The organism is Candidatus Pantoea rara, assembly GCF_051136265.1.
Classification (GTDB): domain Bacteria; phylum Pseudomonadota; class Gammaproteobacteria; order Enterobacterales; family Enterobacteriaceae; genus Pantoea; species Pantoea rara.
Genome location: NZ_CP194942.1, coordinates 2,556,054 through 2,581,097, shown reverse-complemented (window position 1 = coordinate 2,581,097; position 25,044 = coordinate 2,556,054). Strand labels below are relative to the sequence as shown.

General features: G+C 48.4%; 35 protein-coding genes and 3 tRNA genes. 26 read left to right on the top strand and 12 right to left on the bottom strand.

The genetic code is table 11. The features are described 5' to 3' along the window. Positions 1-288 precede the first annotated feature (288 nt). Positions 289-1,011: a transcriptional regulator SdiA gene (gene sdiA / locus ACR8BF_RS12315; RefSeq protein WP_179896132.1), complete on the top strand. Its 723-nt coding sequence runs from the start codon at positions 289-291 to the stop codon at positions 1,009-1,011. A 121-nt stretch (positions 1,012-1,132) separates the two neighbouring features. Next, complete coding sequence (locus ACR8BF_RS12310; RefSeq protein ID WP_179897120.1) at positions 1,133-1,744, top strand: acyl-homoserine-lactone synthase; 612 nt, start codon at positions 1,133-1,135, stop codon at positions 1,742-1,744. 34 nt (positions 1,745-1,778) lie between these two features. On the opposite strand, the gene ACR8BF_RS12305 is transcribed toward ACR8BF_RS12310, so the two are convergent. After that, entirely contained in the window at positions 1,779-2,003 is a 225-nt protein-coding gene (locus ACR8BF_RS12305) for a DUF2594 family protein (RefSeq protein ID WP_003849983.1), read from the bottom strand. Positions 2,004-2,434: 431 nt separating this feature from the next. Here ACR8BF_RS12305 and uvrY point away from each other — a divergent pair, with 431 nt between their 5' ends. The 7 genes from uvrY to ACR8BF_RS12270 all read left to right on the top strand — a co-directional run bounded on the left by uvrY (position 2,435) and on the right by ACR8BF_RS12270 (position 7,455). Beyond that, on the top strand, positions 2,435-3,094 hold the full coding sequence (gene uvrY, locus ACR8BF_RS12300; protein WP_010246608.1) for a UvrY/SirA/GacA family response regulator transcription factor: 660 nt from the start codon (positions 2,435-2,437) through the stop codon (positions 3,092-3,094). After that, the gene (gene uvrC / locus ACR8BF_RS12295; protein ID WP_292990780.1) at positions 3,087-4,919 is read left to right on the top strand and encodes an excinuclease ABC subunit UvrC; all 1,833 of its coding nucleotides are present in this window, start codon (positions 3,087-3,089) and stop codon (positions 4,917-4,919) included. Before uvrY ends, uvrC begins: the two co-directional genes overlap by 8 nt. A gap of 69 nt (positions 4,920-4,988) precedes the next feature. Continuing rightward, positions 4,989-5,537 carry a CDP-diacylglycerol--glycerol-3-phosphate 3-phosphatidyltransferase gene (gene pgsA / locus ACR8BF_RS12290; protein WP_090962392.1) on the top strand — a complete coding sequence of 183 codons (549 nt, stop codon included), beginning with the start codon at positions 4,989-4,991 and terminating at the stop codon, positions 5,535-5,537. A 152-nt stretch (positions 5,538-5,689) separates the two neighbouring features. Further along, a tRNA-Gly gene (locus ACR8BF_RS12285) sits at positions 5,690-5,765 on the top strand. A gap of 39 nt (positions 5,766-5,804) precedes the next feature. Continuing rightward, a tRNA-Cys gene (locus tag ACR8BF_RS12280) sits at positions 5,805-5,878 on the top strand. Between the two features lie 10 nt (positions 5,879-5,888). Beyond that, positions 5,889-5,975: transfer RNA gene (locus ACR8BF_RS12275), tRNA-Leu, on the top strand. 631 nt (positions 5,976-6,606) lie between these two features. Beyond that, positions 6,607-7,455, top strand: coding sequence for a hypothetical protein (locus ACR8BF_RS12270; protein ID WP_434745047.1), 849 nt, complete (start codon positions 6,607-6,609; stop codon positions 7,453-7,455). Between the two features lie 6 nt (positions 7,456-7,461). On the opposite strand, the gene ACR8BF_RS12265 is transcribed toward ACR8BF_RS12270, so the two are convergent. Genes ACR8BF_RS12265 through ACR8BF_RS12230 form a run of 8 tightly spaced genes read right to left on the bottom strand, consistent with a single transcriptional unit; the run spans position 7,462 to position 11,305 of the window. After that, positions 7,462-8,484: a tyrosine-type recombinase/integrase gene (locus tag ACR8BF_RS12265; RefSeq protein WP_434745046.1), complete on the bottom strand. Its 1,023-nt coding sequence runs from the start codon at positions 8,482-8,484 to the stop codon at positions 7,462-7,464. Continuing rightward, complete coding sequence (locus tag ACR8BF_RS12260; protein ID WP_337030363.1) at positions 8,484-8,711, bottom strand: DUF4224 domain-containing protein; 228 nt, start codon at positions 8,709-8,711, stop codon at positions 8,484-8,486. The genes ACR8BF_RS12265 and ACR8BF_RS12260 overlap by 1 nt, the downstream gene beginning before the upstream one ends. 52 nt (positions 8,712-8,763) lie before the next feature. Beyond that, entirely contained in the window at positions 8,764-9,111 is a 348-nt protein-coding gene (locus ACR8BF_RS12255) for a hypothetical protein (protein ID WP_434745045.1), read from the bottom strand. After that, positions 9,104-9,754: an adenylosuccinate synthase gene (locus ACR8BF_RS12250; protein ID WP_434745044.1), complete on the bottom strand. Its 651-nt coding sequence runs from the start codon at positions 9,752-9,754 to the stop codon at positions 9,104-9,106. Before ACR8BF_RS12250 ends, ACR8BF_RS12255 begins: the two co-directional genes overlap by 8 nt. Then, complete coding sequence (locus ACR8BF_RS12245; protein ID WP_434745043.1) at positions 9,729-10,229, bottom strand: class I SAM-dependent methyltransferase; 501 nt, start codon at positions 10,227-10,229, stop codon at positions 9,729-9,731. Before ACR8BF_RS12245 ends, ACR8BF_RS12250 begins: the two co-directional genes overlap by 26 nt. Beyond that, positions 10,229-10,696 carry a hypothetical protein gene (locus tag ACR8BF_RS12240; RefSeq protein ID WP_434745042.1) on the bottom strand — a complete coding sequence of 156 codons (468 nt, stop codon included), beginning with the start codon at positions 10,694-10,696 and terminating at the stop codon, positions 10,229-10,231. The genes ACR8BF_RS12245 and ACR8BF_RS12240 overlap by 1 nt, the downstream gene beginning before the upstream one ends. Positions 10,697-10,706: 10 nt before the next feature. Next, positions 10,707-11,111 (bottom strand): hypothetical protein, encoded by a 405-nt coding sequence (locus ACR8BF_RS12235; RefSeq protein ID WP_434745041.1) that lies wholly within the window; start codon positions 11,109-11,111, stop codon positions 10,707-10,709. Beyond that, a complete protein-coding gene (locus ACR8BF_RS12230) occupies positions 11,108-11,305 on the bottom strand; it encodes a hypothetical protein (protein WP_045140563.1) in 198 nt (65 codons plus the stop codon). The genes ACR8BF_RS12235 and ACR8BF_RS12230 overlap by 4 nt, the downstream gene beginning before the upstream one ends. Before the next feature lie 139 nt (positions 11,306-11,444). Here ACR8BF_RS12230 and ACR8BF_RS12225 point away from each other — a divergent pair, with 139 nt between their 5' ends. Then, on the top strand, positions 11,445-11,699 hold the full coding sequence (locus tag ACR8BF_RS12225; RefSeq protein ID WP_434745040.1) for a hypothetical protein: 255 nt from the start codon (positions 11,445-11,447) through the stop codon (positions 11,697-11,699). A 380-nt stretch (positions 11,700-12,079) separates the two neighbouring features. On the opposite strand, the gene ACR8BF_RS12220 is transcribed toward ACR8BF_RS12225, so the two are convergent. After that, a complete protein-coding gene (locus tag ACR8BF_RS12220) occupies positions 12,080-12,715 on the bottom strand; it encodes a LexA family protein (RefSeq protein ID WP_434745039.1) in 636 nt (211 codons plus the stop codon). Positions 12,716-12,801: 86 nt separating this feature from the next. Between ACR8BF_RS12220 and ACR8BF_RS12215 the strand changes: the two genes are divergently transcribed. The 7 genes from ACR8BF_RS12215 to ACR8BF_RS12185 all read left to right on the top strand — a co-directional run bounded on the left by ACR8BF_RS12215 (position 12,802) and on the right by ACR8BF_RS12185 (position 17,818). Next, the gene (locus ACR8BF_RS12215; protein WP_072044085.1) at positions 12,802-13,026 is read left to right on the top strand and encodes a Cro/CI family transcriptional regulator; all 225 of its coding nucleotides are present in this window, start codon (positions 12,802-12,804) and stop codon (positions 13,024-13,026) included. Next, positions 13,019-13,507: a YmfL family putative regulatory protein gene (locus ACR8BF_RS12210; RefSeq protein WP_434745038.1), complete on the top strand. Its 489-nt coding sequence runs from the start codon at positions 13,019-13,021 to the stop codon at positions 13,505-13,507. Before ACR8BF_RS12215 ends, ACR8BF_RS12210 begins: the two co-directional genes overlap by 8 nt. A gap of 249 nt (positions 13,508-13,756) precedes the next feature. Next, on the top strand, positions 13,757-13,945 hold the full coding sequence (locus ACR8BF_RS12205; protein ID WP_083068488.1) for a DUF4222 domain-containing protein: 189 nt from the start codon (positions 13,757-13,759) through the stop codon (positions 13,943-13,945). Further along, positions 13,942-14,889: a helix-turn-helix domain-containing protein gene (locus tag ACR8BF_RS12200; RefSeq protein WP_434745037.1), complete on the top strand. Its 948-nt coding sequence runs from the start codon at positions 13,942-13,944 to the stop codon at positions 14,887-14,889. Before ACR8BF_RS12205 ends, ACR8BF_RS12200 begins: the two co-directional genes overlap by 4 nt. Before the next feature lie 12 nt (positions 14,890-14,901). Further along, the gene (locus tag ACR8BF_RS12195; protein WP_434745036.1) at positions 14,902-16,239 is read left to right on the top strand and encodes a ParB/RepB/Spo0J family partition protein; all 1,338 of its coding nucleotides are present in this window, start codon (positions 14,902-14,904) and stop codon (positions 16,237-16,239) included. 178 nt (positions 16,240-16,417) lie between these two features. Then, positions 16,418-17,434 (top strand): DUF968 domain-containing protein, encoded by a 1,017-nt coding sequence (locus ACR8BF_RS12190; protein ID WP_434745943.1) that lies wholly within the window; start codon positions 16,418-16,420, stop codon positions 17,432-17,434. Between the two features lie 15 nt (positions 17,435-17,449). Next, positions 17,450-17,818, top strand: a complete 369-nt coding sequence (locus ACR8BF_RS12185) for an antiterminator Q family protein (RefSeq protein ID WP_434745035.1) — start codon at positions 17,450-17,452, stop codon at positions 17,816-17,818. Here the strand turns inward: ACR8BF_RS12185 and ACR8BF_RS12180 are convergent. Continuing rightward, complete coding sequence (locus ACR8BF_RS12180) at positions 17,803-19,038, bottom strand: hypothetical protein (protein ID WP_434745034.1); 1,236 nt, start codon at positions 19,036-19,038, stop codon at positions 17,803-17,805. The two genes, ACR8BF_RS12185 and ACR8BF_RS12180, sit on opposite strands and share 16 nt — an antisense overlap. Next, entirely contained in the window at positions 19,016-20,161 is a 1,146-nt protein-coding gene (locus ACR8BF_RS12175; protein ID WP_434745033.1) for a nucleoid-associated protein, read from the bottom strand. Before ACR8BF_RS12175 ends, ACR8BF_RS12180 begins: the two co-directional genes overlap by 23 nt. Positions 20,162-20,385: 224 nt before the next feature. Between ACR8BF_RS12175 and ACR8BF_RS12170 the strand changes: the two genes are divergently transcribed. From ACR8BF_RS12170 to ACR8BF_RS12130, 9 genes are all read left to right on the top strand, one after another. Next, a complete protein-coding gene (locus tag ACR8BF_RS12170; RefSeq protein WP_434745942.1) occupies positions 20,386-21,411 on the top strand; it encodes a DNA-methyltransferase in 1,026 nt (341 codons plus the stop codon). A 34-nt stretch (positions 21,412-21,445) separates the two neighbouring features. After that, complete coding sequence (locus tag ACR8BF_RS12165) at positions 21,446-21,832, top strand: putative holin (RefSeq protein ID WP_434745032.1); 387 nt, start codon at positions 21,446-21,448, stop codon at positions 21,830-21,832. After that, entirely contained in the window at positions 21,829-22,128 is a 300-nt protein-coding gene (locus ACR8BF_RS12160) for a phage holin family protein (protein ID WP_434745031.1), read from the top strand. Before ACR8BF_RS12165 ends, ACR8BF_RS12160 begins: the two co-directional genes overlap by 4 nt. Then, positions 22,121-22,588 carry a lysozyme gene (locus tag ACR8BF_RS12155; protein WP_434745030.1) on the top strand — a complete coding sequence of 156 codons (468 nt, stop codon included), beginning with the start codon at positions 22,121-22,123 and terminating at the stop codon, positions 22,586-22,588. Before ACR8BF_RS12160 ends, ACR8BF_RS12155 begins: the two co-directional genes overlap by 8 nt. Beyond that, complete coding sequence (locus ACR8BF_RS12150) at positions 22,588-22,842, top strand: hypothetical protein (protein WP_434745029.1); 255 nt, start codon at positions 22,588-22,590, stop codon at positions 22,840-22,842. The genes ACR8BF_RS12155 and ACR8BF_RS12150 overlap by 1 nt, the downstream gene beginning before the upstream one ends. A gap of 176 nt (positions 22,843-23,018) precedes the next feature. Next, on the top strand, positions 23,019-23,213 hold the full coding sequence (locus ACR8BF_RS12145) for a hypothetical protein (protein ID WP_434745028.1): 195 nt from the start codon (positions 23,019-23,021) through the stop codon (positions 23,211-23,213). Positions 23,214-23,331: 118 nt separating this feature from the next. Next, positions 23,332-23,622 (top strand): hypothetical protein, encoded by a 291-nt coding sequence (locus ACR8BF_RS12140; RefSeq protein WP_434745027.1) that lies wholly within the window; start codon positions 23,332-23,334, stop codon positions 23,620-23,622. A 33-nt stretch (positions 23,623-23,655) separates the two neighbouring features. Beyond that, positions 23,656-24,087, top strand: coding sequence for a hypothetical protein (locus ACR8BF_RS12135; RefSeq protein ID WP_434745026.1), 432 nt, complete (start codon positions 23,656-23,658; stop codon positions 24,085-24,087). A 453-nt stretch (positions 24,088-24,540) separates the two neighbouring features. Continuing rightward, positions 24,541-25,044: a DUF1441 family protein gene (locus ACR8BF_RS12130; protein ID WP_136198432.1), complete on the top strand. Its 504-nt coding sequence runs from the start codon at positions 24,541-24,543 to the stop codon at positions 25,042-25,044.

Below are 25,044 nucleotides of genomic sequence, written 5' to 3'. Positions count from 1 at the left end.
TCAGCAGAAATTCCGTACATAAAATAAAATCATACCTAAGGGCGGGGATTGAAATTCTATCAGAAAAATCTTATTCTATCGGGGTGATTGAAAATGCTGGGATCGGCCTCACATTGAACAGGCAGAGACACTTTTTCACTCCGCTCCAACGGTGAAAGGTTAAATACGCTGCACCTTTACGAAAGATTCAGGCCCTGCGATGAATTAAGTTTCTTCTGTTAATTTATTTATCCGATGAATCCGAATGAATAATACCGTAAGAGCGAGTGAAATTAATACTGAGGCAATATGAGTACTGAAAATTATTTCGCCTGGCGAAGTGAGGTGAAAGAACAATTTCAGGCATTAACGGCTGCTTCTGAATTGAAGCCGTTACTGCAGCAATTTACTGAATCGTTTGGTTTCGATTATTTTGCCTTTTTGATTCAGCATCCGGTGCCTTTTAATCGACCACGTATTCATTTACATAGCACCTATCCCAAATTATGGGTTAAACGTTATGAGAAGCAGAATTATTACGCTGTCGATCCGGTGCTCATCGTGTGTCAGCGACCGGGCAAGGGGGTAGCGTGGACGGATGATCTGTTCGCAAACGCCAGCAATTTTTGGCGTGAGGCGAGAGAATATGGGCTACAGAGCGGATTTTCTTGCTCTGCAATGGCACCAAATCGCGTCCTTGGTATATTATCTATATCGTCGCAACAGCCCACTTCTGCCCGGCTCTGCCTTTCTGAGCTGGAGGTAAAACTACAGCTTTTAGCGGAACTAAGTCTGGATACGCTGGAACGCTTTAGCGATGATGCAATGATGGTACTAAAAAAAGAGTTTAGTCAGCGCGAGCTGGAAATTCTGAAATGGACAGCTGAGGGGAAAACAGCAGCCGAAATTTCACTAATTTTATCTATCTCTGAACATACCGTTAACTTTCACCAAAAGAATATACAAAAGCGTTTCAATGTTTCCAATAAAACGCAGATTGCCTGCTACGCAGCCGCAATCGGACTGATTTGAACATAAACAACTGCTACATATGGCAGTTCCTTTGTAAGGGTCTGTTGTCTACCCTGCGCCGGGACTTTGCCAGGCTGGCGCAAAGAAATCATTGCAAACATGGGGATGTCAGAGGCGCATGATGAAAATAGTGCAAACGCAATTAAAGGATATGCCATCCTCTTTGCTTGCCGAACTCGGCAGCTACCGTTACAGCGTTTTTGCGCGCGGTGAAGGGTGGTCAATACCGCCACGCCTGAGCACGCCGGGCCAGGAATATGATCGCTACGATCGTTCAGATGTTACCTGGCTTATTGCATGGAATGCGCGTGAGGGTATCAGTGGTTGCGCGCGTCTGATGCCCTGGTTCGGTCCTGAGCAGAGCGAAGGCATCGTGTTGCCGTTCAGCCATGAGAAAGTGTGGGAAATGTCGCGCTTCTCGGCCCGGCTTGAGGTCGATGCTGAACTGCCACTTAATATTCTCTGGCATGCTGTGCAACTGGCAGAACTGAACGGCATTGAGTACATCATCAGTTCGGCAACGCCAATGCTGGAGAAGATGTTCGAACAACATGGGGTGGTCTATGAACCCCTGACGCCGGGACTTATTCTGTCAGAAGATAATCTGTTTGCGATCCGCATTCCGGTCGTTCAGCCGGCGCTGGCAGAGAAGTATCGGGGAACACGGCGCTTTAGTCCTGAAGAGGTGCTGCCAACGCTGGGCGTTTCGGTTAACTGGCAGGCACACAGTTAGCGGATTTGCCCCCGCAGCTGGGGGCAAAAAAAACTTACTGACGGTAGGCTGTTTTAATCTGTTTGATGGTGTTGCTGAATACTTCCGCCTGAGGCTTGTCGCCAAGCGTCTGTACATAGCGTTCCATATTGATAATCACTTTGCCGGCATCAGCCTGGCCCATACCTTTCAGGATCAGGGTAATCATCATCTTCAGACCCGCGATTTCATCCGCTAATTTCCGGGCTTCCTGCGAAGTTGCAAAATCTTCGTCGCTCATGCATTTCTCCTTGGTGAATGACAACGTGTCGGCAATCTGTCCGAACAGCAGTGCGTGAGTATATCACAGGGTCGATAAGTTGCTGAGTAGCCGGTTCGCTTCCTCAGTAATAGCGGGTTTATCCAGCACAACTAATCAATCGCTGAAAGTAATCACAGCGTTTACTGGACCCGGGAACCCATCAGCCTGCAGCGGCGCATATCCAAAGATCAGGATGTTAATGCCATGAAATAGTGAGAGTTTAATTATTATTAAACGGCGCTGTTCGTTATCAGAAATGTCTGTTATTGCTGGCTGGGTAAGGCTAAAAGCTATGATGTAAAGGCTGGACAGTTTTGCTTTGTTGATGTGCTTTTAAAGTAAAAACGGGTATGATTACCGCTTGCAATCGTTAATTGCTTCCTCTTTTTTTAGCCTCTGGAGTTTCCCCGTTGATCAGTGTGCTTCTTGTTGATGACCATGAACTTGTCCGTGCCGGAATCCGTCGCATCCTTGAGGATGTCAAAGGTCTGGCCGTGGTCGGAGAGGTCAACTGTGGCGAAGATGCGGCTAAGTGGTGTCGTGCCAACCAGGTTGATGTAATCCTTATGGATATGAATATGCCTGGGATCGGCGGACTGGAAGCGACGCGCAAAATCGTGCGTTACAACCCCGATATCAAAATCATCATGCTAACCATTCACACGGAAAATCCGCTGCCTGCTAAAGTGATGCAGGCGGGTGCAGCAGGCTACCTCAGTAAAGGCGCTGCGCCACAGGAGGTGATCAATGCGATTCGCTCGGTCAATGCTGGTCAGCGCTACATCGCATCCGATATCGCTCAGCAGATGGCACTGAGCCAGATTGAGCCGCAAAAAGCGGAATCTCCCTTTAGCTGTTTGTCGGAAAGGGAATTGCAGATTATGCTGATGATAACCCGGGGACAAAAGGTGACGGAAATTTCCGAGCAGTTAAATCTCAGTCCCAAAACCGTTAACAGTTATCGCTACCGGATGTTCAGCAAGCTGAATATCAGTGGCGACGTAGAGTTAACGCATCTGGCCATTCGACATGGCCTCTATAATGCGGAGCCGTTAATCAGTAGTGAATGACGTTTTTGATTCTAAAGCCTTTCTGAGTACGGTAACCAGCAAACCCGGTGTTTACCGCATGTATGACGCCTCAGGCACCGTCATCTATGTGGGCAAAGCCAAAGACCTGAAGAAGCGTCTGACCAGCTACTTCCGCGTTCAGGTCGGCAGCCGCAAAACCGAAGCGCTGGTCAGCAATATCCAGCACATCGATGTCACCGTTACCCATACCGAAACCGAAGCGCTGCTGCTTGAGCATAACTACATCAAGCTCTATCAGCCGCGTTACAACGTACTGTTGCGCGACGATAAATCGTACCCCTATATATTTCTCAGCAGCGATACTCATCCTCGGCTGGCGATGCACCGTGGTGCAAAGCATGCTAAAGGCGAATACTTTGGTCCGTTCCCGAACGGCTATGCGGTGCGTGAAACGTTAGGGCTGCTGCAAAAAGTCTTTCCTATCCGCCAGTGCGAAAACAGCGTCTACCGCAATCGCTCACGTCCCTGTCTGCAATATCAGATTGGCCGCTGTCTGGGACCCTGTGTGTCGGGGCTGGTCAGTGAGGAGGAGTATGCCCAGCAGACCGACTACGTGCGCCTGTTCCTGGCCGGTAAAGACGATCAGGTCCTCAACCAGCTGGTGAAACGCATGGAAGAGGCGAGCACTGGCCTGCGTTTCGAAGAGGCGGCACGCCTGCGCGATCAGATTCAGGCCGTGCGACGCATCACGGAAAAACAGTTTGTCTCGAATCAGGGCGATGACCTTGATGTGATGGGTGTCGCTTATGAAGCGGGTATGGCCTGTCTACACGTGCTTTTTATCCGTCAGGGCAAAGTGCTTGGCAGCCGCAGTTACTTCCCGAAAGTGCCGGTGGATACCGATCTGGCTGAGGTCGTGCAGACCTTCGTCGGGCAGTTCTACCTGCAGGGCAGTGAGGCACGCACGTTGCCAGGCGACATCCTGCTGGACTTTACCCTGCCGGAGCGCGAACTGCTGGCGGAGTCGCTCAGCGAGCTGGCGGGACGCCGGGTGACGATTCAGAGCAAGCCGCGCGGCGATCGTGCCCGTTATCTCAAGCTGGCACGTACCAACGCCGCCACAGCGTTAACCACGCGTCTGGCACAGCACTCCACGATTCATCAGCGACTGATGGCGCTGGCGGAGTTTCTTGATCTCGACAAGATTAAACGCATGGAGTGCTTCGATATCAGCCATACCATGGGTGAGCAGACCATCGCCTCCTGCGTAGTGTTTGACCAGAATGGTCCGCTGCGTGCCGATTATCGCCGCTACAACATCACTGGCATTACACCGGGTGATGACTACGCCGCCATGAACCAGGTGTTGCGCCGTCGGTATGGTAAAGCGATTGAAGAAGATAAGATTCCGGATGTGATTCTGATCGATGGTGGTAAAGGCCAGCTCTCGCAGGCCATACAGGTCTTCGCAGAGCTGGATGTGCCGTGGGATAAAAACCAGCCCATCTTACTCGGCGTCGCCAAAGGCAGCGATCGTAAAGCCGGGCTGGAAACGCTGTTCTTTGAAGCGGAAGGCGAGGGCGTTTCACTGCCGTCTGATGCGCCTGCGCTGCATGTCATTCAGCACATTCGTGATGATGCTCACAATCATGCCATTTCGGGTCACCGAAAAAAACGCGCCAAAGTAAAGAACACCAGTGCGCTGGAAAGCATCGAAGGTGTGGGGCCGAAACGGCGTCAGCAACTGCTTAAGTACATGGGGGGCCTGCAACCGCTGATGAATGCGTCGGTGGAGGAGATCGCCAATGTACCCGGTATCTCACATGCTCTGGCAGAAAAAATATACTACTCGTTGAAACACTAGCATTGAAACAGGGGGGGCAATGTAGGAACATAGGCTAAATTCTACCTATATCCAGACAGTTACCGGCATATGCAATTAAACATCCCGACGTGTCTCACCCTGTTTCGAGTCGTGCTCATCCCGTTCTTTGTGCTGGCTTTCTATCTGCCGTTCACCTGGGCGCCGCTGGCCACCGCACTGATTTTCATCTTTGCTGCTGTAACAGACTGGTTTGATGGCTTTCTGGCGCGCCGCTGGAAGCAGACGACGCGCTTTGGGGCGTTTCTCGACCCGGTTGCCGATAAAGTGCTGGTCGCGATCGCGCTGGTGCTTGTGGCAGAACATTTCCACGCCTGGTGGATTACGCTGCCTGCGGCGACCATGATTGCCCGCGAGATCATTATCTCTGCGTTGCGTGAATGGATGGCGGAAATCGGCAAGCGCAGTAGCGTATCTGTTTCATGGATTGGTAAAGTGAAAACGACGGCACAAATGCTGTCTCTTTTTGCACTGTTATGGCGTCCGGATGCTACCGTCGTAGCGATTGGCGTGGTGGCATTGTACATTGCAGCCGTACTGACTTTCTGGTCGATGTTTCAGTATTTAAGCGCCGCACGCGGCGATCTGCTCGAACCGTGATCGATACGATTTAAAAAGCAGCAAACGGACGTCCTGTGAGGATAATTTTATTGACTCATTGCGTCATCTAAGTAGAATGCATCGCATCGAACGGCGGCCAGGCTGCCAGAAGATAAGTAAAATCAGCAGGTTCGATAAATTTGCTGAAAATTGCGGGAATAGCTCAGTTGGTAGAGCACGACCTTGCCAAGGTCGGGGTCGCGAGTTCGAGTCTCGTTTCCCGCTCCAGATTAGCAGGTCAGGTTATCCTGGCGGCACATCAGTTAAGGCGCGTTGGCAGAGTGGCTATGCAGCGGATTGCAAATCCGTGTACCTCGGTTCGACTCCGGGACGCGCCTCCAGTTACACCCTGCCCGGGTGGTGAAATCGGTAGACACAAGGGATTTAAAATCCCTCGGCTGTAAGGCTGTGCGGGTTCAAGTCCCGCCCCGGGCACCATATCGAATTACCAATAAAATCAATGATAAGCAGTGTCGTATGACCGCCCCTCAGAGGCGGTTTTTTTGTGCCTGAATTCAGCTTCCTAATACCTCTTCCTAATATCCAATGCTCTTAGTTGTGCCTGATAAAGCTACAATTTCATTTACTGGACTAAATGTTGGCGAACTAAAAACTATCTTTAAGGCAAACGTTATGGGAGCAAGGTTGTCTGAACACAAGTAGGTATCGAAGTTTCAAAATTTATTGATACGTTCGCGAAGAAATGTTGAATCTTGTAGCTTTAACTCCATACTTACTCAAAGGATAAGATCCGATAAAAAGTTGCAAAATTTTATCGTATGGATATTCTTACGCATGACAGCTTTGAAGCTGTAAGGAGAGTACTATGTCATTCGCTAATAGGATTAGAAAAGCTTTTGCAAAGCACGGCAATCCCGTTTTGGCTAGAGCTAGGGTTCGAGTTGGCGGTCGCGGTGAGGTCTTCATACCTTCAGAAGAAATCGCAACACTTCCTGAAGTTCAGGAGATGCAGCGTAAGGCTCTTGCTATCGTGAACAGAACTGCTTCTATACGGCAACAAAACCGTGAGGAAGCTATGGTCGGGACGCCTCAACCAAGGAAGGCCTAGTTGTTCGCACTTCTTCTCATTCCTATACTGGTTAGCGGTTACATTTTAGTTGTCGCTAACCTTTATCACTTTTACCAACTTCATAAATACGATGGTCAGCTTCTTTATCTTAAAGTTGCAGCTTTTGGATCGTTTAATGTCATAGTAGTTATGACCATCGCAGCTTTGCTAAAGTTTTTCTTTCCAGAATTTCACCTTATTGAACAGGTGTCTACGTCATTAAGAATAAAAAAAATTGTCGACGCTAACAAAGCAGAAGTTTGGCTTGTCATAATATCATTATGTAGTGTGCTTTCTTCGATAGTCTGGGTTAGCTTGGTAAAAATCAAAGACTTTTTTATGGGGATATTTTATAAAAAAGATACTCACGAAAGCATCAATCATGCGTCAAGACTACGGGTGTTAAGGAAAACACTTTCTACAGGAAGTCTAGATATGATGCTTATCGACTGCATAGAAGCTCAAAAAAAAGAACCTATATTGATTACGCTTCAATCAAGAAAAGTCTATGTTGGAATTGTTAACGGCATACTTGAGCCTACAGAAGATGAGGGTGCCAATAGCGCATTATCGATTTTCCCCATCATGTCAGGCTACAGAAACAAAAACGATTTAACTATCGAATTCACAAATGCTTACCCTGGCTATGTTATGACTGTATCTGCTGCTACATCTAACTCCGTAAAACCTGTTAGGTTAAACAGTAAAATGGACATAATATTTTCTGCCGATGAGATATCGCATGTTTCATGGTTCGATTTTGAGTTGTTCGATCAGGTTAATAATTCGTTAAAACAACCTCAACCAATTGTTATTCCTGCTACACCAACAAGTGATGATGAGGATTGACCTCTCTTATCTGCTCGTTGTCTGTCCTCCAACTACTGGCACTACAGTAATTTTTCTATCATAAGCCGCAGTCTGCTCCACATTTTTATGCCCCGTAATGGCTCTCTTCTCGTACAAGTCCCCCTCCAGATCAGACACGCCCTTTGCCTTCAAATCGTGAAAAGTGAAATCAAACAGTAGTTCTGGAAATTTGATCTTTGCCGCTTCACGTGCAGCACTCCAGCGGCTATTAAACCCGTCTCGGGTGTAGCCAGAACCATTAGGCTGGTGGATGATGAAAATACTGCTCATCCCTGGTTTGAGCGGCAACTCCGCTGCCATTTTGATTGCTGCTGCAAACCGTGGCGACCACGCCTTGATCTGAGCAACACCGGTTTTACTCTGTTTGATCAATATGCCCTCATCCATGATCTGGCTCTTTTTCATTGCGAGAATATCACCCTGACGCGAGCAGGTGAGGTAGGCTAATTCCATAGCGATTTTCACCACATCAGGCGCGCATGAATAGAGAGCTTGGTACTCCGCATCGGTCACATACCGATCCCTGGACACCTCCTTGAACTTCTTAACTCCTTTCGTTGGGTTACCCTTAACCATGCCACGCTCATAGCCCCAGCGGTACATGCGGGACATAAACGCTTTTTCCCTGTTGGCCTGCACCCGGCTTTTTAATCCGCGTTTGTCCATGTACTTTCTGACGTGCTCAGGCCGGATTGCATCAGAGGGCATGGCACCAAAAACAGCTAAAACATTTTTTGAATATTTCAGGTAGTCCCGTTGTGTTTCACGTGCCAGTTCGAAAAAATCAGCCGATTTGAAAAAGCGGTCAGCTAGTGACGCCAGCAGCCTGTCATCAGGTATCTCATTTATCAACGCCTCATATGCAGCCCATACTGAGGACTGAGCTGCATCCAGCGCGCATAGGCGGATAGCGCCGCCGTTTTTTGGATGGAACTCATAGGCTGATCTCCCGCGATAAACGCGTGGCGGCATCCAGGCATCTGCAGCGTTTTTGCGAACGCGCGCCATTAATCCAGTGCTCCAAAGTTGGGTTCAGGAAAGCTGGCTTCAGGGGCTTTCCGTGACGATATTGGATCATTGAAATGCTGCCATGTTGTTCTCGGACGACCATCACGGCGAACCACGAAAAATATACCCGCCTGTTTCAGGCACTGGCATTGTTTTGAGGGGATTTTATAGCCGGTTATTTTTTCGATATCGGCATCAGAAATTATCACGTTATCAATATCAGACATCTCGTTCTCTCCACACATCCCCGCTGCAACAGGTCTGCTGAGCCGTGACATATCACGGCGTATCAATATTTAATTTCAGTTTCTGCCATCCGCTGGTGGTCCAGCATGCGGCTTCACCCTTGCAAGGGCATGACTGCACCGGCAACTGCTCTTTGCATTTCCCGCACTGCTGGTGGGCCATTGCCTCAAGTTGCTGCGCCAGCTCAGCGGAGTCTTTCCGGATTAACAGCGCGATATACTCGTTCAGCTCATACGGTTCACGACCAGGGCGGCGTGCGGCGCAGTTCTGCGCCAGCATCTCCAGTTCCTGACTATCCAGCGCCAGCTCCAGCTTTTTACCACCGGCAGCGGCCTGGCGAGCACGCTGTGCTGCTTTGCGTTCGGCGGGGGATTTAGGCATTGGACAAGCCCCCATTTTGAGATTCATACAGTTTTAGGCGATAAGCATCCGTCCGGTACTGTTTGATATCTTCCCTCAGCTTGTTCACTTCCGCAGCTACCCGGCGGTATTCCCGGTTAGCACTGCGCACCATCTCCTTGGCCTCTTCAGGATCGCCAAACCTGACCAGTGAGTGAGCCATCATGTCCAACTCAAAGCGTAAATCAGCCGGATGCTGCCAGAACAGCGCCATATCACGCGCTGGACCATAACCGCCGACCTTGTGACAACAGACATGTCCTGCCTTCAGTTTGACGTGACCGCGCTGATTTACCCACAAAAGCCCCCATCCGTGGGGCAGGTCAGGGATATCAATCAGCCCTTCCGGGCAAATGTAATAGCGGTAGGTTCCCATGCCAGGGCTGGTGCCGTTTCTGTGAGGTTTGGCACGGTCAGCAAGGAAGTCAGAGCGGCTTACTTTGCTCTCAACAACAACTGAGCCGCCGTCATATCCCCAGCGGTAGCCGAAAGCATCTGCGCGTTCGCCTTCGAATAGCCCACCAACCTCAGTCAGTGCAACCTGGCAGCCTGGTCCGTTATTGCTCAGTGGGCGTTTCAGCCATTTTGCCGCTATCGAATTAAGTTCTCCGTGAGTCAGCGCCATCACTCGCCTCCTTCAAAAAGATAATCCAGTGCGTTTTATCTCCCTTGCCAGTGCGTTGCCAGATGGTTGGCTTCTGTTCGGTAAGGGCGATCACCTGGCTCACCGGTATCTGAGTCTCATTCCATTTAAAAATCAGAGTGCCGTGTGGCCGCAAAACCCGAAACGCCTCATTGAAACCAGCTCGGATATCATCACACCAGCTCTGCTTATCCAGCGCACCGTACTTTTTCCGCATCCAGCCGTTCTCTCCAGCGCGGTCCAGGTGGGGTGGATCAAACACCACCTGTGCGAAGCTGCAGTCAGCAAAGGGTAAAGAACGGAAGTCTGCGATGATATCCGGGTTAATATGCAAAGCTCGGTAATCACACAGCACGTGTGACTCTTTGCGGATGTCTGCGAATATCGCGCGGCTGTCTTTCTTGTCGAGCCAGAACATCCGAGAGCCACAGCACATATCGAGGATCGGCTGTTCCATCACTCACCATCCTTACCGGCGCGGAGCTGGGTAACAAATTTGGCTGCTTTGCTTTTTGAAACCTCAATAGCTCTGTTAAAGCCGGTTTCGTAGTCTCGACCCTCATCATCGCCATATGGACTACCCAATTCTTTCGCAAACATCTCCACACCCTCAGCCCGCACAGAGTTGAGGTAGGCGTCGGTGGCTGACTGTTTCAGCACCTGCATTGCGTCGTATAGCAATGACTGTGCTGGATTAAGTGAATTCTGCACGGCGTGATAACCCGCTGCACTGTATTGACCAATCAGGCGCTCGATGATTTCGCCCCGCGCCGCACCCTCAGCCGCCAGGGAGTCACGCTCTGCTTTGAGGGCGGCCAGCTGCTTTCTTAGTCCATAGCCGCATTCATGCGAACCACTTTTCCCGGTGCGCCATGAGAAACCACAGTCGCAGTTATGAATTTCTCCAACTTGAGTTACGTTCATCTCGATCCCCTTAACCCATACATTCCATGTAAATCCCGCTGGCAATCAATCGGGCACGTCGTTTGGCTGCAGCACGGTGGCGCTTAATAGCCTCTTCGGACCGGTCATTGCTCTGGTTAATGACCATCGGCGGCAGTGCCTGCGGAGCAACCCGGCGTGGACGTCTGATCAGCGTGTAGGTGCGGTCGATAGAGTTGCCACCGAGACAGACCGGATTGGAAGCCTCAACCTGCAGCGTTTTGCCGCCATGCCGCATCGTATTAATGATTAGGCGATTGAACTCACGCAGGCTCATGCCAAACCGTTCCGCCAGCTCGCGGCCTGTCGCCGGGCCTTTTGATAATTGCCAGGCGAGTTTTTCGCTGAAACCTGCGTTCGGGCCGTTGCTGCGGCGATATTGGGCGAGTTTTTTCATAACTGCGCCTCCTGCTGAGCAAGACTGGAACCTGCCGGGGAGCGGGTAGGAGATGGGTTGATGCGTGCGGTGCGTCTTAGGTTGAGCTGCGAAACCAGCCTCGGTGTGTAATCGCCAGGAGTGTTACAGATGAGGCGTGGTTGGGGGTATTCGTCGAAAATTTCAGTAATCAGGTCGTCGATGTCCTGGATCATAATCATTTCCTCGATTATGGCTGGTGGGCTACTGCAATAGCCCACTGCCGTTTCTCCACATTTGAAAATAAGCCTGCTTTTAACCACATCAGGCGAGGTGGTATTCTGGTTGCTCTCATACATCCAGAAAGGGATATTTATGCGCGGAGTCCTCGGACATCATGAACACCGCAATGGTTACATCGTTATTCGTGACCAAATTGGGGAATTCACGGTCGCAGAGCTTCTCGGTGGCTATGACGTCGAGAAGGGACATGCCATATCCGGTGAACTCCATAACCTCGGTGGCGAAACCTTCATGAACGAGAGTAAGGAAGAAGAAATTGAAGTTTTTGTTCAGGGTTACGGCATGACTGAACAACAATCTATCCTCATGCTCCAAAAAACTCGCTAATCCATTTACGAAACAAATCACAGTTTTGGATCGTTGCGTTGCAGTGCTCAACAGAGATCATATGGCCTTGCATTAAGTGAGGCTTGACCTCTTCAATGAGCTGCAAGCCCCTTCTGGCTGCCAGTTCAAGGCGTGCGACATTTTCTAACAGTGCTTCAACATCCTTCTCCACCGCCCTTTCTCCTAAGTAATATTTTTATGAGCGTCAACTACCGAACTCTTTAAAGCTGGTTGCGTTTACATGATGAGTTTGAGTTTACTCATCAAAACATTCAAGTCAATAGAAATAGTTTTGATTGCAAAACTTAAGAGTGCAGGGGAGGACAAAAGGCCCGATGTAGCGGGCGTTTGGTTTGCTGAGGGGAGTTTATGATTTGGATTTAGGGCAGTTTGGTCTGAACGGAAACACCTGTAGCAATAATATGATCAAGCGATTCCAGCTCAATCGTTTTATAGCTGGGTTTTATAGGTACTAAGTAAGCACTGGGTCCATCAATAACCAATTTCTTAATTACTGTTGATTCACCAACCCTTGCTAAAACTATCTTGCCCGATTGCGGTTTAACATCTGGGTCAAAAATAATTATGGAGCCTTCAGGGATGCTGATGGGGCCATCTCCAGTCATGGAGTCATTATCCATTTTTACTGAAAAAGCATGGGGGGACACATCATCTGTAACATTAGTCCAATTAGGAAAATCATTATCAAGGCTCATGAGTTTTCTCCAGTCCCCGGCCTGCGCCAGCGAGATTAGAGGGATTTTATGTAGTGGCCTTTGATCTACCTCATTTGGCTTATCTCTTTGTGAACGACTTCCGCCATTTATTAACCAACTCTCCGTGACGTTTAAAATTTTGGCTAGTTTGGGAATATGTGTTGCAGAAGGGTTGTTGTTACCGTTAACCCATTGGCTAACAGTCCCCTTTGATACGCCGGTTGCTGAAACTAAATCCTTACTTCGCAGGTTCAAATCTTGCATTCGCTTATTTATGCGGTCACTTACTGATTCAATCATATGTTTGGTTTCTTAAACTGGAAAGTTTTTTATTATTGACGCTTTTGAGTTTTGTTGTTTAAACTGAATTGGTTTAAGGAGGAGCTATGCGTAAAAGTACAGTGATAGAACATTTCAGGGGGACAGTAGCGACAGCTACTGCTCTAAACATATCAAAATCAACGGTAAGTTTGTGGGGCGATGTAATCCCTTGGAAATACGCATTACTGATCGCGGCAGCTACGGCAGGTTCCCTGCCTTTTAACTGGAGGGATTATCCAGAGCTTTCGCCTGTATTCAAACCACTGCAGAAGGCTTCAAAGCGTGGGTAACGAACCGGAATGGAAAGTTGAAAGGCAACCTGCGTGGCTGGTGAAGGCAGTCCGCAAAACTATTGCAGGGCTGGCTGGTGGATATAGCGAAGCTGCTGAAATTCTGGATGTAACTGAGGACGCCATTCATAACCGGTTGCGCTCAGGTGGTGATCAGATATTCCCGTTCGGCTGGTCAATGCTGTTACAGCGCGCCAGTGGTAATCACGACGTAGCGAACGCGGTTGCGAAAGAGTCCGGCGGGGTGTTTGTGCCGTTGCCTGATGTTGAGCTGGTGGATTACGGCGATATCAATCAGCGACTGCTGGAGGCTATTGAGCAGATCACTCGTTATTCACAGCAGGTCAGGGCAGCTATTGAGGATGGAGTGGTTGAACCGCATGAGCGCGAAGTTATTGACGAGGAACTACACCGTGCCATTACGAAATTACAGGAGCATACAACCCTGGTTTACAAAGTTTTCTGTGCTTCAGAAAAGTGAAAGCGCCGGGTTGCAGCCCAGCGCCTTCGGCGACTACATCAATTTGTGTGGAGAAATAATCGCGTGAACAATTTAAACAGATCCCGAATCTATCCGCAATTCCGCTGCCTGCCCATGACTGGCGGGCGCAGTCAGCAGCCATTCCGTTATGCGCTCAATTTACCTGATGGTCATCACGCAGTTAACCACAGTTTCGTCGAGTGGGCTGTGGGCGACCACCTTCAGAAATTAAGCAAATCAGGGGGCTAAATGCCCCAGCAGACAAACGAAATTATTCAGCCGTGGGTTGCGCGCTATGCCGACCCACGCGGTGTGATTGTTGAAACCATTGGCGTTGATGTAGCGAATAACAGGGTGCTGTTCAGGCGTCCAGGCTATCCGCATGTCTGCGTCCAGCCCCGCAACCTGTGGGGTCAGAAGTTCAGGAGAGTTGGATGAGCGTGAAATTGTCTGCATACGTCTGGGACGGTTGCGCGGCGTCAGGCATGAAAATCACCAGCGTGGCCATCATGGCGCGCCTGGCTGATTTCTCAAGTGATGAGGGGGTTTGCTGGCCGTCAATTGCCACAATCGCCCGGCAAATTGGGGCTGGTCCCAGCACTGTACGCACCTCAATACGTAAGCTGGAGGCTGATGGCTGGCTGAACAGTACGCCACGGCGTAAGGGCAACCGCAACACCTCGAACATGTATCAGCTAAACGTCAGGAAACTGCGCGAAGCCGCTGCTCTTCACCAGCCAGAATCTGATGCGTCAGAATCGGACACATCAAAATCTGACACGTCAAAATCTGATGCACCAAATTTTGATGCGTCAAATTTTCACCTGTCAAAATCCGGCCAGAAAACGGGTTTTCACCCCCCAGAATCTGGCGACGATCCGTCAGTAAATTCAAAACATGATCCATTAGATAAAAACCTCTCTTGTCCGGACGCTTCGCGACCAGACGACACGCCTGTGGATAATCCCGACCAATTCCTGGCTCGCTTTCCCGACGCGGTGGTTTACAGCGAGAAAAAACGCCTGTGGGGTAGCCATGAGGACTTGAAGTGCGCGGAATGGATATGGGGGCAGATCACTCAACTCTACGAGAAGGCGGCAGAAGCTGACAGCGAACTGGCAAGGCCCAAAGAGCCGAACTGGGCTGCGTGGGCGAATGACGTGCGCCTGATGTGCTCGCAGGACCAGCGCACACACTTCCAGATTTGCAAGATGTTCAAACGCGTTCAGAGCGATCCGTTCTGGTGCCGGAACATCCTCAGCCCTGCAAAACTCCGCGAAAAATGGGATGAGTTGGTGGTCAGGCTCGGTCCGGTTCAGCGGTCAGTCACAGACATTTCACCAGTCGATTACGCCATCCCGGAAGGGTTTCGCGGTTATTAAGGGATTTCAAAAATGACTACTTTATCCAAGCTTTACGACAAGAAAACCAAAAAAGATACAGATTTTACAACCCGCAAAACCTACCTGATGAGCGTCGACAGGCTATATGTCGAGCCAGGGTATAACGTCAGGGAAATCGATCAGGCCCACGTAGAAGAATTCCGTGATGCATACATGGCTGGTGAGCAGGTGCCTGCGCTGGCTGTGCAGGTAACGGAACAGGGAATAAAAATCATCGATGGCCATCACCGTTACTACGGCGCGAAACTGGCGCAGGAAGCCGGTTATGACATCCGTCTGGAATGCAAAGATTTCGTGGGCAGTGAGGCTGACCGCATCGCGTTCATGGTCACATCCAGTCAGGGGCGCGCACTTGAACCACTGGAACGAGCAGCTGCATATCAACGCCTGATTAATCAGGGCTGGGAACCGACTCAGATTGCCAAAAAAGTTAAGCGCTCAATTACTGACGTTGAAAACCACCTGTCGCTGCTGACGTCTGGCGATGAGTTGATCGCACTGGTTAAAAACAAAGAGGTTGCTGCCACTACAGCCGTCGCGCTGGTTCGTGAGCATGGTGCGTCAGCGGGTAGGGTGGCAAAAACAGAATTGGAAAAGGTCAAAGCAGCGGGCAAGAAAAAGCTCACCAAAGCCGCCGCCATGACGCAATTCAGTGCCAAACAGTCTCGCCAGCTTGTAGAGCTGTTAGCCAAACATTGCCAGGCAGAGCAGGATGAGGAGGGCGCACGCGTTACTCTGACGCTTGAGACTGACCTGCAGGTGGCTGAGTTGATGGATATTATTCAGGCCGCCAGAGAGCATTACGGCGTCACAGCGTCCGTCAGTGAACAACCGGCACCGGCTGAGCCAGAGAACGACGAGGGTGATGACCTGCCGTTGCTGAAACATGAAATTCTTGAGCAGAGCGGCGTCGAGGTCTGGGCCTGTATACAGGCGGCTTTCAAAATCAAATCCCAATACACCTACGCTCAGTCCAAATATGCACACACATGGGCGGCAGACTCAGTTGAGCACCCTGAGCACGTAGTTGTCCCAGAGGAAAGCATCCAGTCAGCCCTGCGATTCATCCAACAGCACCAGGACGATCAGGCGATCAAGCAGTGGTTATCTGAGCAGCATGATGATCCAGAGGTAGTGGAAGAGCAGTTGCAGCGGTTTTCCAGCGTTCTGATTGGTTTGCGGCAGGACCAGCCATGCACGGTTCAGGAGTTTATCGAGCTGGTGGAACAGACTAATCGCGATTGCTGGTCAAATTATCGCATGCTGCGTCAGGCCGTGCGCGAGGTCGCAGGTCAACTGACTATCCCGGACATGGGAGAGTCGCAGTGAAAAATGACCTTTTAGCGGTGCTGGTGATATGCGCTTTAGCCTGGGTGCTGAGTGGATGCCTCAGTTGGCTGGCAATCAGTTGCCCAGCATACAGATACGCATGCGCAATTCTGATATCGCTGGCAGCTGCGTTGGTTGCGACGCACCACCTGCTCAAACGTCTGATAGGGAGGGCGGCATGAGAGCGCTGCTCACTCCCGAGGTTGCACCACGCACAGGGATTGTGCTGTTTAAGCCGGGGCCGGACCTACTAAAACTTTTTAAGGGGCGTGTAGTGATCAGCACGCCAACAATGGACCTGACAGACAAACCGTCAGGGCTACTAAACGACAGTACGCAGCCGTTACTGGATGAACCCTCACTGGCAGCTTTCTTCGGTCATGAGCGTGTTATTACGGCTGCTGGTGGGCTTAATGCGCTTGCGTCATATGTTCAGTCGCTGGGTTACTGTCAGTGGGAACAACGGGGAACCTGGCACTATCACGAATTCACGATGGCAGAGACTGAAAGTGGCCCGGTATCGATATGCTGCAGCCACGATACTGAGTTCATGAAAAACGGCATGCCGGGCCGTATGGATGCCATTGCGAAACGGAACACTGCACTGTGGATCATCAGAGTCGCCTGCAGACAGATGGCACTACATGGCGATCATCTACTCACACTGCCAGAACTGTGCTGGTGGGCGTCACTGAATGACGTTGTTGATCTGATTCCAGAGGCACCGGCACGGCGCGTTCTGCGTATGCCTAAAGACACCATCCCGCAGGGTGAGCTGAAAGAGTCGCTGATCGCACCAGTGAGGCAGGCCACCGAAATTATTCAGGAGGCCGCGCAGGAGGTGAAGAGAGTTATCACCCTGCAAGCCGCTCCTGAATCACCAGAGTCATTCATGCTGCGGCCAAAGCGCCGCCGCTGGGAGAGCACCAAATACACGCGATGGGTGAAGTCACAGCCGTGCGCGTGCTGCAATCAGCAGGCAGACGACCCGCATCACATCATTGGATATGGACAGGGGGGAATGGGCACTAAATCTCACGATCTCTTTGTGATACCGCTTTGCAGAGCGCATCACGATGAGTTGCACCGGGATGTAAGGGCATTTGAGGAAAAATATGGAAGCCAGATTGTGCTGCTGTTTCGGTTCCTTGATTACGCAATAGCGGTCGGTGTCATTGGTTCATCAAATAATTAAATGTGTGGAGAAATTATGCGTGACATGTCACAAGTTTTGGATTTATGGGGTGCTTGGGCAGCCAGCGATAATAGTGGTGTTGACTGGCAGCCTATCGCTGCTGGATTTAAAGGACTTATACCCCATGGTAAAAAATCTAGGTTGCAGTGTTGCGATGATGAGGGGATTAAGATAGATGCGTGCGTGGCTCGTCTAAAGAAATATAAACCTGATGAGTGTGATTTATTAATAGCCCATTTTGTTATTGGTGTATCGTTAAGATCAATAGCCAAAAAAAGGAAGTGTTCAGATGGCACAATTAGAAAAGAGTTACAAGCTGCCATGGGTTTTGTTGATGGATTGTTATGTATGATATCCGAAGGAGAGGGTTATATCTTAAGGTAAAAAATAATTAGACCAATAAACACTGGTAGCCAGCTAAGGAAATAAAAGCCTACCAAGATGCGAGAGGTGAATCTTTCGTTATTAGTTAGGCTTTCTATTGCCAGTTCTATTTCTGATCTTAATATTTGTGGATACCTTGTTATTTTTTTCTCAAAAGGAGAAAACACGAGTTTTCTCGCATGAGAGATCCTTTTCAACTGTTTTCTTTGACTCATGATGAGAATGTGGAGCATTAAAGAAGTTAAAACAAGGCCGATAAAAACAAGAGATTGATCGCTAAATTCCTTTAATTTCCACATGCCGAGGGATGCAATAACGGATACAGGTATAGCTAAAACTTTCGACGTCAAGTCAGAAAGTGATTTAGAGACCTTTTCTGAAAATTCAATTTCAGCCGATGCAACATCCTTTCGTGCTTTATGGAAGTGGAAGCCGCTAAGATAGACCGATAAATTACTATCGTAAGCTGAATGAAATGTATTCCATTTCTTTATTAAGTCTGGGAATTCATATGAGTTTTCGTTAAAAAATTCGACTAATGTGTTTCGGAATATGCCTCTCCGCTCATCAATATGAACAATGTCAGACTGCAAGGCACCATCCTGCAGTAAGTCAGCAATAGAGTAATCATTGCCTTCGCAATCAAGGATTTCAAGGCTAATAGAAGGTGTTATTATTGCTGTGGAAGATTTTCCTTCAAGGCTTTGTATGAAAACAAGCCGTGAAGAACCGTCAATTGACTTGCGGTCATGATATTGAGCAAGCTTAGAAAGAGAGCTTATTAAATTACATATTTTTTCTAATTTTTCAATGAGTAGAGGACGATACTGATCCTTCGAATAATAATCAATATCTATGATGTAGAAGTCGCATGGAAACACACCCTCAGATAAAGAATTGTATTTAATTAACTGTTCAATGCTGTCGTGAAACCTTGAAATACCATCATTAGGAAGAGCTAAACTTATGTGCAGTTTATTCCATGAGACTGGTAGTTTAGATTCCTCATACTCTTCATCATCAATTTCAAGTTCTCTTATCTGCTTGGAAAAAATAGAGTTAGCCAATAAAAAATTGATAAGGTTTGTGGCCGTTTCAGAGTGGCAAATTTTTAATTCAATATCTATTGGACGCAATGGAAGAGCTGGCCTGCCAGCCAACCGATATAGCTCAACGATTGTTTCTAAAAATGACTTATTAGCCATCTGAAGGTTGCTCATTTTTTTCCTTAATTGCCGCCTCAATCAACTCCTTAGCGGAATCTGACAAGCGACTAAAAGTCAGAGATCCACTTTCAGTATTGTAGCATATATCAGCATCCATGCTGGTTCCCAATAAGGATTTTTCAAAATCAAAATTAAAGCCATTTCCTTTGACCCTTACATTCATGATGGCTTTTAATCCAGAAGCACTAACGGAAAATTCATTAGGAATTCTGATGTTTTCGCTGTTTAGATATGAAATAAGGTCTTCACTTAAATTATTCCTCGTCTCTTCATCTAGATCCAACATATATTTCAATGACATCAATTTTATATCAGAAAGAAGAGCAGGTTTTTGACTGTCTGCTTGGCGGCTTAAATAAGATATTACATCTTCACGGAATTTTTTTGCGTGAACTTTGATTTCTTGATGCCTGTTGAAAAAGTTTTTTATTTCTTTTGGTAAATCTTTAGTGGCTTTATTCGATGATACTCCTTTATCACAACCTAGCGCAGAAACAAAATATCCAGAGGCGTTGCTCGACGAGTTCCCACCAATAAAACTTAAGTAGCTCAAATCATTTTTTTCAATGTCAGATGAATTCTGGAAGTGAAAAAATCTTTCGAAATTTATCCTGGCCGCTTGGTTGATTTTTGATAGTTCTAACTGTTCTAATAGCTCAGGCTCCATTTTGGCACTCAGCCTTATACCTTCTTTTGATTTGATCATCGTTACCAAGAAAAAGTGAACTCCGTCTCTTAAATAATCTGCAAATACAATCACGCCTCCAGAAGAAAGTCTTTGCTTTTCCGCTTCTTTTCCTAGCTTATGCATTATCTCAACACTAAGATCTATAAACTGCTGAGTAGAGCGAGTGGTATTACCAATATACTCTATGATGGCATCAGGTACAGGGCCTCTTTCTGTTTCCTCTTCTTTAAAAACACCATATTGAGCTGAGTTACCATTTTTACCGTAAAGAGAATTAATCTCACCAATCATTTTTTGAACAGTACTATTGTTACAGTCAAGAGCTGTGTCCCTAAAACGGAATCTGTCTTCTTCAATGGGACTAATGGGCTCTTTTGCTACCTTTACAAGCTCATGAATAATAACGTTATTTAAAGTTATCGCTGTCATTTTATCGTCGTCCTTGGATGTTTGAGATCAAAGATTACAAAAATGCTAACGCGTACGCAAAGATTATTATAATGTGATAAGAGTAGTTTCTACGCGGCATTACTTATCATCGTCACTTTAGTTTCAGATATGTATGTCTAAACGTCTTAAGTCTTATCAGCCTTGAGGCTTTTTTGTTTTTGGCTTTAGTACTGAGCGACTTGTGTGTGAAAAGTGTAAAAACCATGCCCGGCATTGATTTATACAATGCCGATTGTTTGCGCGTGCTGAAAACCATGCCAGACGATTCAGTTGACCTGATTGTTACTGACCCTCCGTATTTCAAAGTAAAGCCGCTAGGTTGGGATAATCAGTGGAAAGGGGATGAAGATTATTTACGGTGGCTGGATTGCTGCCTGGCGGAGTTCTGGCGAGTGCTGAAACCCAATGGCAGCATCTACCTGTTCTCAGGTCATCGACTCGCGTCTGATATTGAAATCATGATGCGTGACCGCTTCAACATTCTTAACCACATCATATGGGCTAAGCCTGATGGACGCTGGAAGGGCTGCAACAAAGAAAGTCTGAGATCGTACTTTCCCTCAACCGAACGGATACTATTTGCAGAGCATTATCAGGGGCCGTACAAACCAGACGCCTACGCGCAAAAATGCTATGAGCTGAAACAGCAGGTACTAACACCTCTGATTGATTATTTCCGTAGTGCCCGCTCAGAACTTGGTGTAACAGCTGCCCAAATTGTTGCGGCAACCGGTAAGAAGAACATGGTCTCGCACTGGTTCGGCACCAGTCAGTGGCAACCACCCAGCGAGGCTGACTACCTGAAGTTGCAGGCGCTGTTTACTGAGATAGCCATTGCGCGCCATCAATCAGGAACGTTAGCAACACCGCACCACCAGCTGGTGGACACGTATCACTCACTGAACCGCAAATATCTGGAGCTGCAAGAGGAGTACAAATCACTCCGCAGATATTTCGGCGTCTCAGTTGCGGTTCCCTATACAGACGTATGGACACATAGGTCGGTTCAGTTTTACCCCGGCAAACACCCATGCGAAAAACCTGCCGACATGCTGGAACAGATTATCAATGCCAGCAGCAGGCCGGGCGATGTAGTTGCTGACTTCTTCATGGGGTCAGGTTCAACGATAAAGGCAGCCATAAAGCTTGGTCGCTCTGCAATTGGTGTAGAGCTGGAAGAGGAACGTTTCCGGCAGACGGTTAGCGAACTGAATAAGCTAATCGAGTAAATCAGAATTTATTAATCATTAAGAGGGACCGCTAATGGCTGAGCCATTAAGCACCGGCGCTACGGCAACCGTAGCTGGGTGGGGCATTGTCACGTCTGCGCTGGTGGGATTTATCACTTCTGTAGATTACTCAATCGCGTTTGGAGCGTTTGCCGGTTCGATGTGTTTTATCGTCACCGCCAGCAACCTAACGCGACGACAGATATTTGGTTATTTCCTGTTTGGCTATGCAGCTGGCGTATTTGGAGCCGGATTTGTTGCGGACAAAGTAGAGGACTATCTCAACTACCGCGAAAAGCCTTTGGACGCACTGGCGGCGGTGATCATCTCAGCGGCGGCTGTGCAGGGCTATTTCTGGCTGAAAAACGGCGGCGTTTCAAAACTGCCATTCGTAAAAAGGTGGCTGGGGGATAAATCATGATTATCAGTAAAGATCTGCTGTCGGTAATTGATGTCGCCATATGTGCGGCAATTGCACTGCGTCTGATGTTGTTCAGTAAATCGGGTCGAACGCATAAACGCGGCATCTCATGGATTGCAGCAGGCCTGATTCTGTTTTACGTCAATTTTGTTTTGCTCTGGCTGTATGGGCATTACCACGCCAGCGGCTGGCCTGTCGTGATTGCAAACGCGCTGATTTGCACTGTGGTATTTGCCGCACGGGGAAATCTGGCACGCATTATTAATTATCCGTCACGGAGTAAAGGCGATGAGTAGAATCATTGAAATCCTCAATTTTGAGGAGGGTTATAAAGAGGTTCCCTACTGGGACACACGCAATTTTCCAACTGTTGCTGGTGGTATCAGAATCGGTCCTCAAAACGCGCCAATCAAACAGTATCAATTTACTGTTCCCCGTCCTGTTGGCGATCTATGGAAGAAATGTCTGGTAGATGCGAAAACCGCTGATATGAATTGCTATCCCGTAATTGTTGCCGCGCTGGCGCAGTGCAACGACGCACGTCGGGACATCCTCTACAGCATGGCTTATCAGATGGGGGTGGCTGGTCTGGCTGATTTCACTAATACGCTGGGCATGATTACAAGTGGTGATTTTGCCGGTGCAGCTGGTGGAATGCTGAATAGCCTTTGGGCGCGCCAGACGCCTGACCGTGCTCTCCGCCACGCTGAGGTTATGCGCACCGGCACTTATGACGCCTACAGAGGTTTGATCTGATGCAAACACTATTAACCGTGCTGGCCGTCATTGCCGGTCTGGTAGTGGCCGCGTTCGGACTGGGTCGTAGCAGAGGCAAAAAAGCAGCTGAAACCACAGCATCAGCTGAGCGGGCGTCTGTTCAGGCTGAGGAATCAGAAAAACACGTTGAGGTGCTGAAAAATGCTGTCGAGGTTCAGCAGAATATTAACGGCCAGCCTGATGCTGCTGTCTCTGAGCGGCTGCGGGAACGGTGGCGGCGTGAGGGTGATTGACACTGGTTGTGATTGGGTTCGCCCGATCTACGTCAGTAACCACGATATCGACATTATGAGCGCTCCAACACAGCGGGCGATTCTGGCGCACAACGAAACGTGGGAAAAAAATTGTTTTGAGCAAAAGAATTAACAGGTCCGCGCAGGCGGTTATTTCACAGCAAAAGGAAAGTGTCATGGGATTTAAGCATGAGTTAGGTCAGGTGGTTCAGGTCGCTGTCAGTGGAGAAGAAGGCCATGTGAAGGGACGCGCCGAATATGCTAATAGCTGCAACCAATACTTAATCCATTATTGCGCCGCTGATGGTCGTGCGGTGGATGCGTGGTTTGAAGAGGGTGAGATTATACCCGCAGATTCTTTAGAAGAGTGATTATCACAAGGCGCATTTTCGAGTGCGCCTGATGATAGTTCGAACTAATCAAATAAGATTCCCTCAAGCTAAACTTAGCGCTAATGTGAGTTCTCACAAAACAATCGTCGAGGCTTTGATGCGATATCTTATTCAGACTTTCCTTGCTGACTCAGCAAATGGTGAGCAGCTCAAGTACGAGATTTATTTAAAAACTATGAAATTAGATGCCTTTAACAAGGTGCCTGAAGGTTCGTGCCGAATAATGGCTTATAAATTAGAAGGTGGACTATCTCACCTTATAGATGACAATGTTGACGTGCAGCCGTTGTTTGATGCAAATCAACCAGAACCTAATGCTTGGTACTCTGACGGACCACACCGAGTAGACATCAATATGCTTATAGAATACTTAATTAAAAAACTTTAACCGCCTACGGGCGGTTTTTTATTGGACCAACCAATGATTGATATAACCGAAGCCACTGTCATTGGTGGCATCAGCATGCATGGAATATCAGAACCAGACGCTATCGTTATTGGCGGCCAGAATGAACCGCCAGCTGACACGATATTCATCCAGAACGATAGCAACAAAACACCCACGTCGCCGTGGTTCGTAACGCAGATAGATAGCACGCATTACACGATGCTGAACGCAACCGCTCCTAAAGGTTGGCAATATCTGGGGGCATTCCTCGTCAGCGGTCAAACTGGCGCTCAAATCGGGCGCGCAGATGGTGCTGTCTGGACGATATCAAACCCCAGCATGGTGCAGCATATAAGCACATCCGCTGGTGGTCAGGCTGCCGTGAGCATACTCACAGCTGGAACCTGCACGCTGACGGTGATGCTGCGTGACATGGTTTCAACGCTAGTCATAACTGCTAAATAACTATCGGGAGCAATAGTGAAGACTATTAACCTGGATTTAACCGAGGAGTGGCAGCTCGTTGCCGATACCGACCAAACTTATGATGTTCAGGTGGAGTTTGGGTCGGCATTATTTTGTCTTTCTCAGGATGCGCCAGACGCGTCTCAGACAGGCCAAACCGTCAGGCCGGGACGATGGCTGAAATTCACTGATCTAAGGGTGTGGTTTAAAACCACGCTGGCTGGGTCATATATTTCCGTCTCGTCGTACGCCACCCCGAAAACTTAATCAATTGAAAATGATTCTCATTTGAAAAGGTACTCCCAGCGAGAACGACTACCGAGGGGGCGGCGACACGCGGAAAACGGCTAGTTTTTTGCATTTCATCGACATCATCATCATCCCCTTAACCTTCTGATATTTCAGTCGTGAAATTTTTCACGATGTCGAAATGATTAAATTTTGTTCATCATCATGGATAAAGAATTTAAAAACCTCCGACTCAATATTAATCAGCTGGCTGCGCTTACAGATATGCATCGACAGACGGTCTCCAGCAAGTTGAGCGGACTTCTGCCTGCACCTGGAAGCAACCCAAAATTAAAACTGTTTTCAGTGGTGGATATCCTCAAAGAACTCCTGAGCCGCACAACATCTGAAGAGCTGGTGAACGTCGATAAAATGCTGCCGCCTGATCGCAAAGCGTGGTTTCAATCCGAACGCGAGCGACTCAAGTTTCAGCAGGAAACCGGGGAATTGATCCCAGCATCAGAGGTAGTACGGGAATTTTCATCAATGGCTAAAGCGGTGGTTCAGGTGCTCGAAACTTTGCCAGACATTCTGGAGCGTGACTGCGCTATGACACCTGTAGCAGTAGTTCGTGTTCAAAAAGTTATAGATGACCTGCGCGATCAGATAGCCCTGAAAGTTGAAATGGCTGACGCACCGCCAGAGGAGGAATTGCCAGACGAGGAGTAA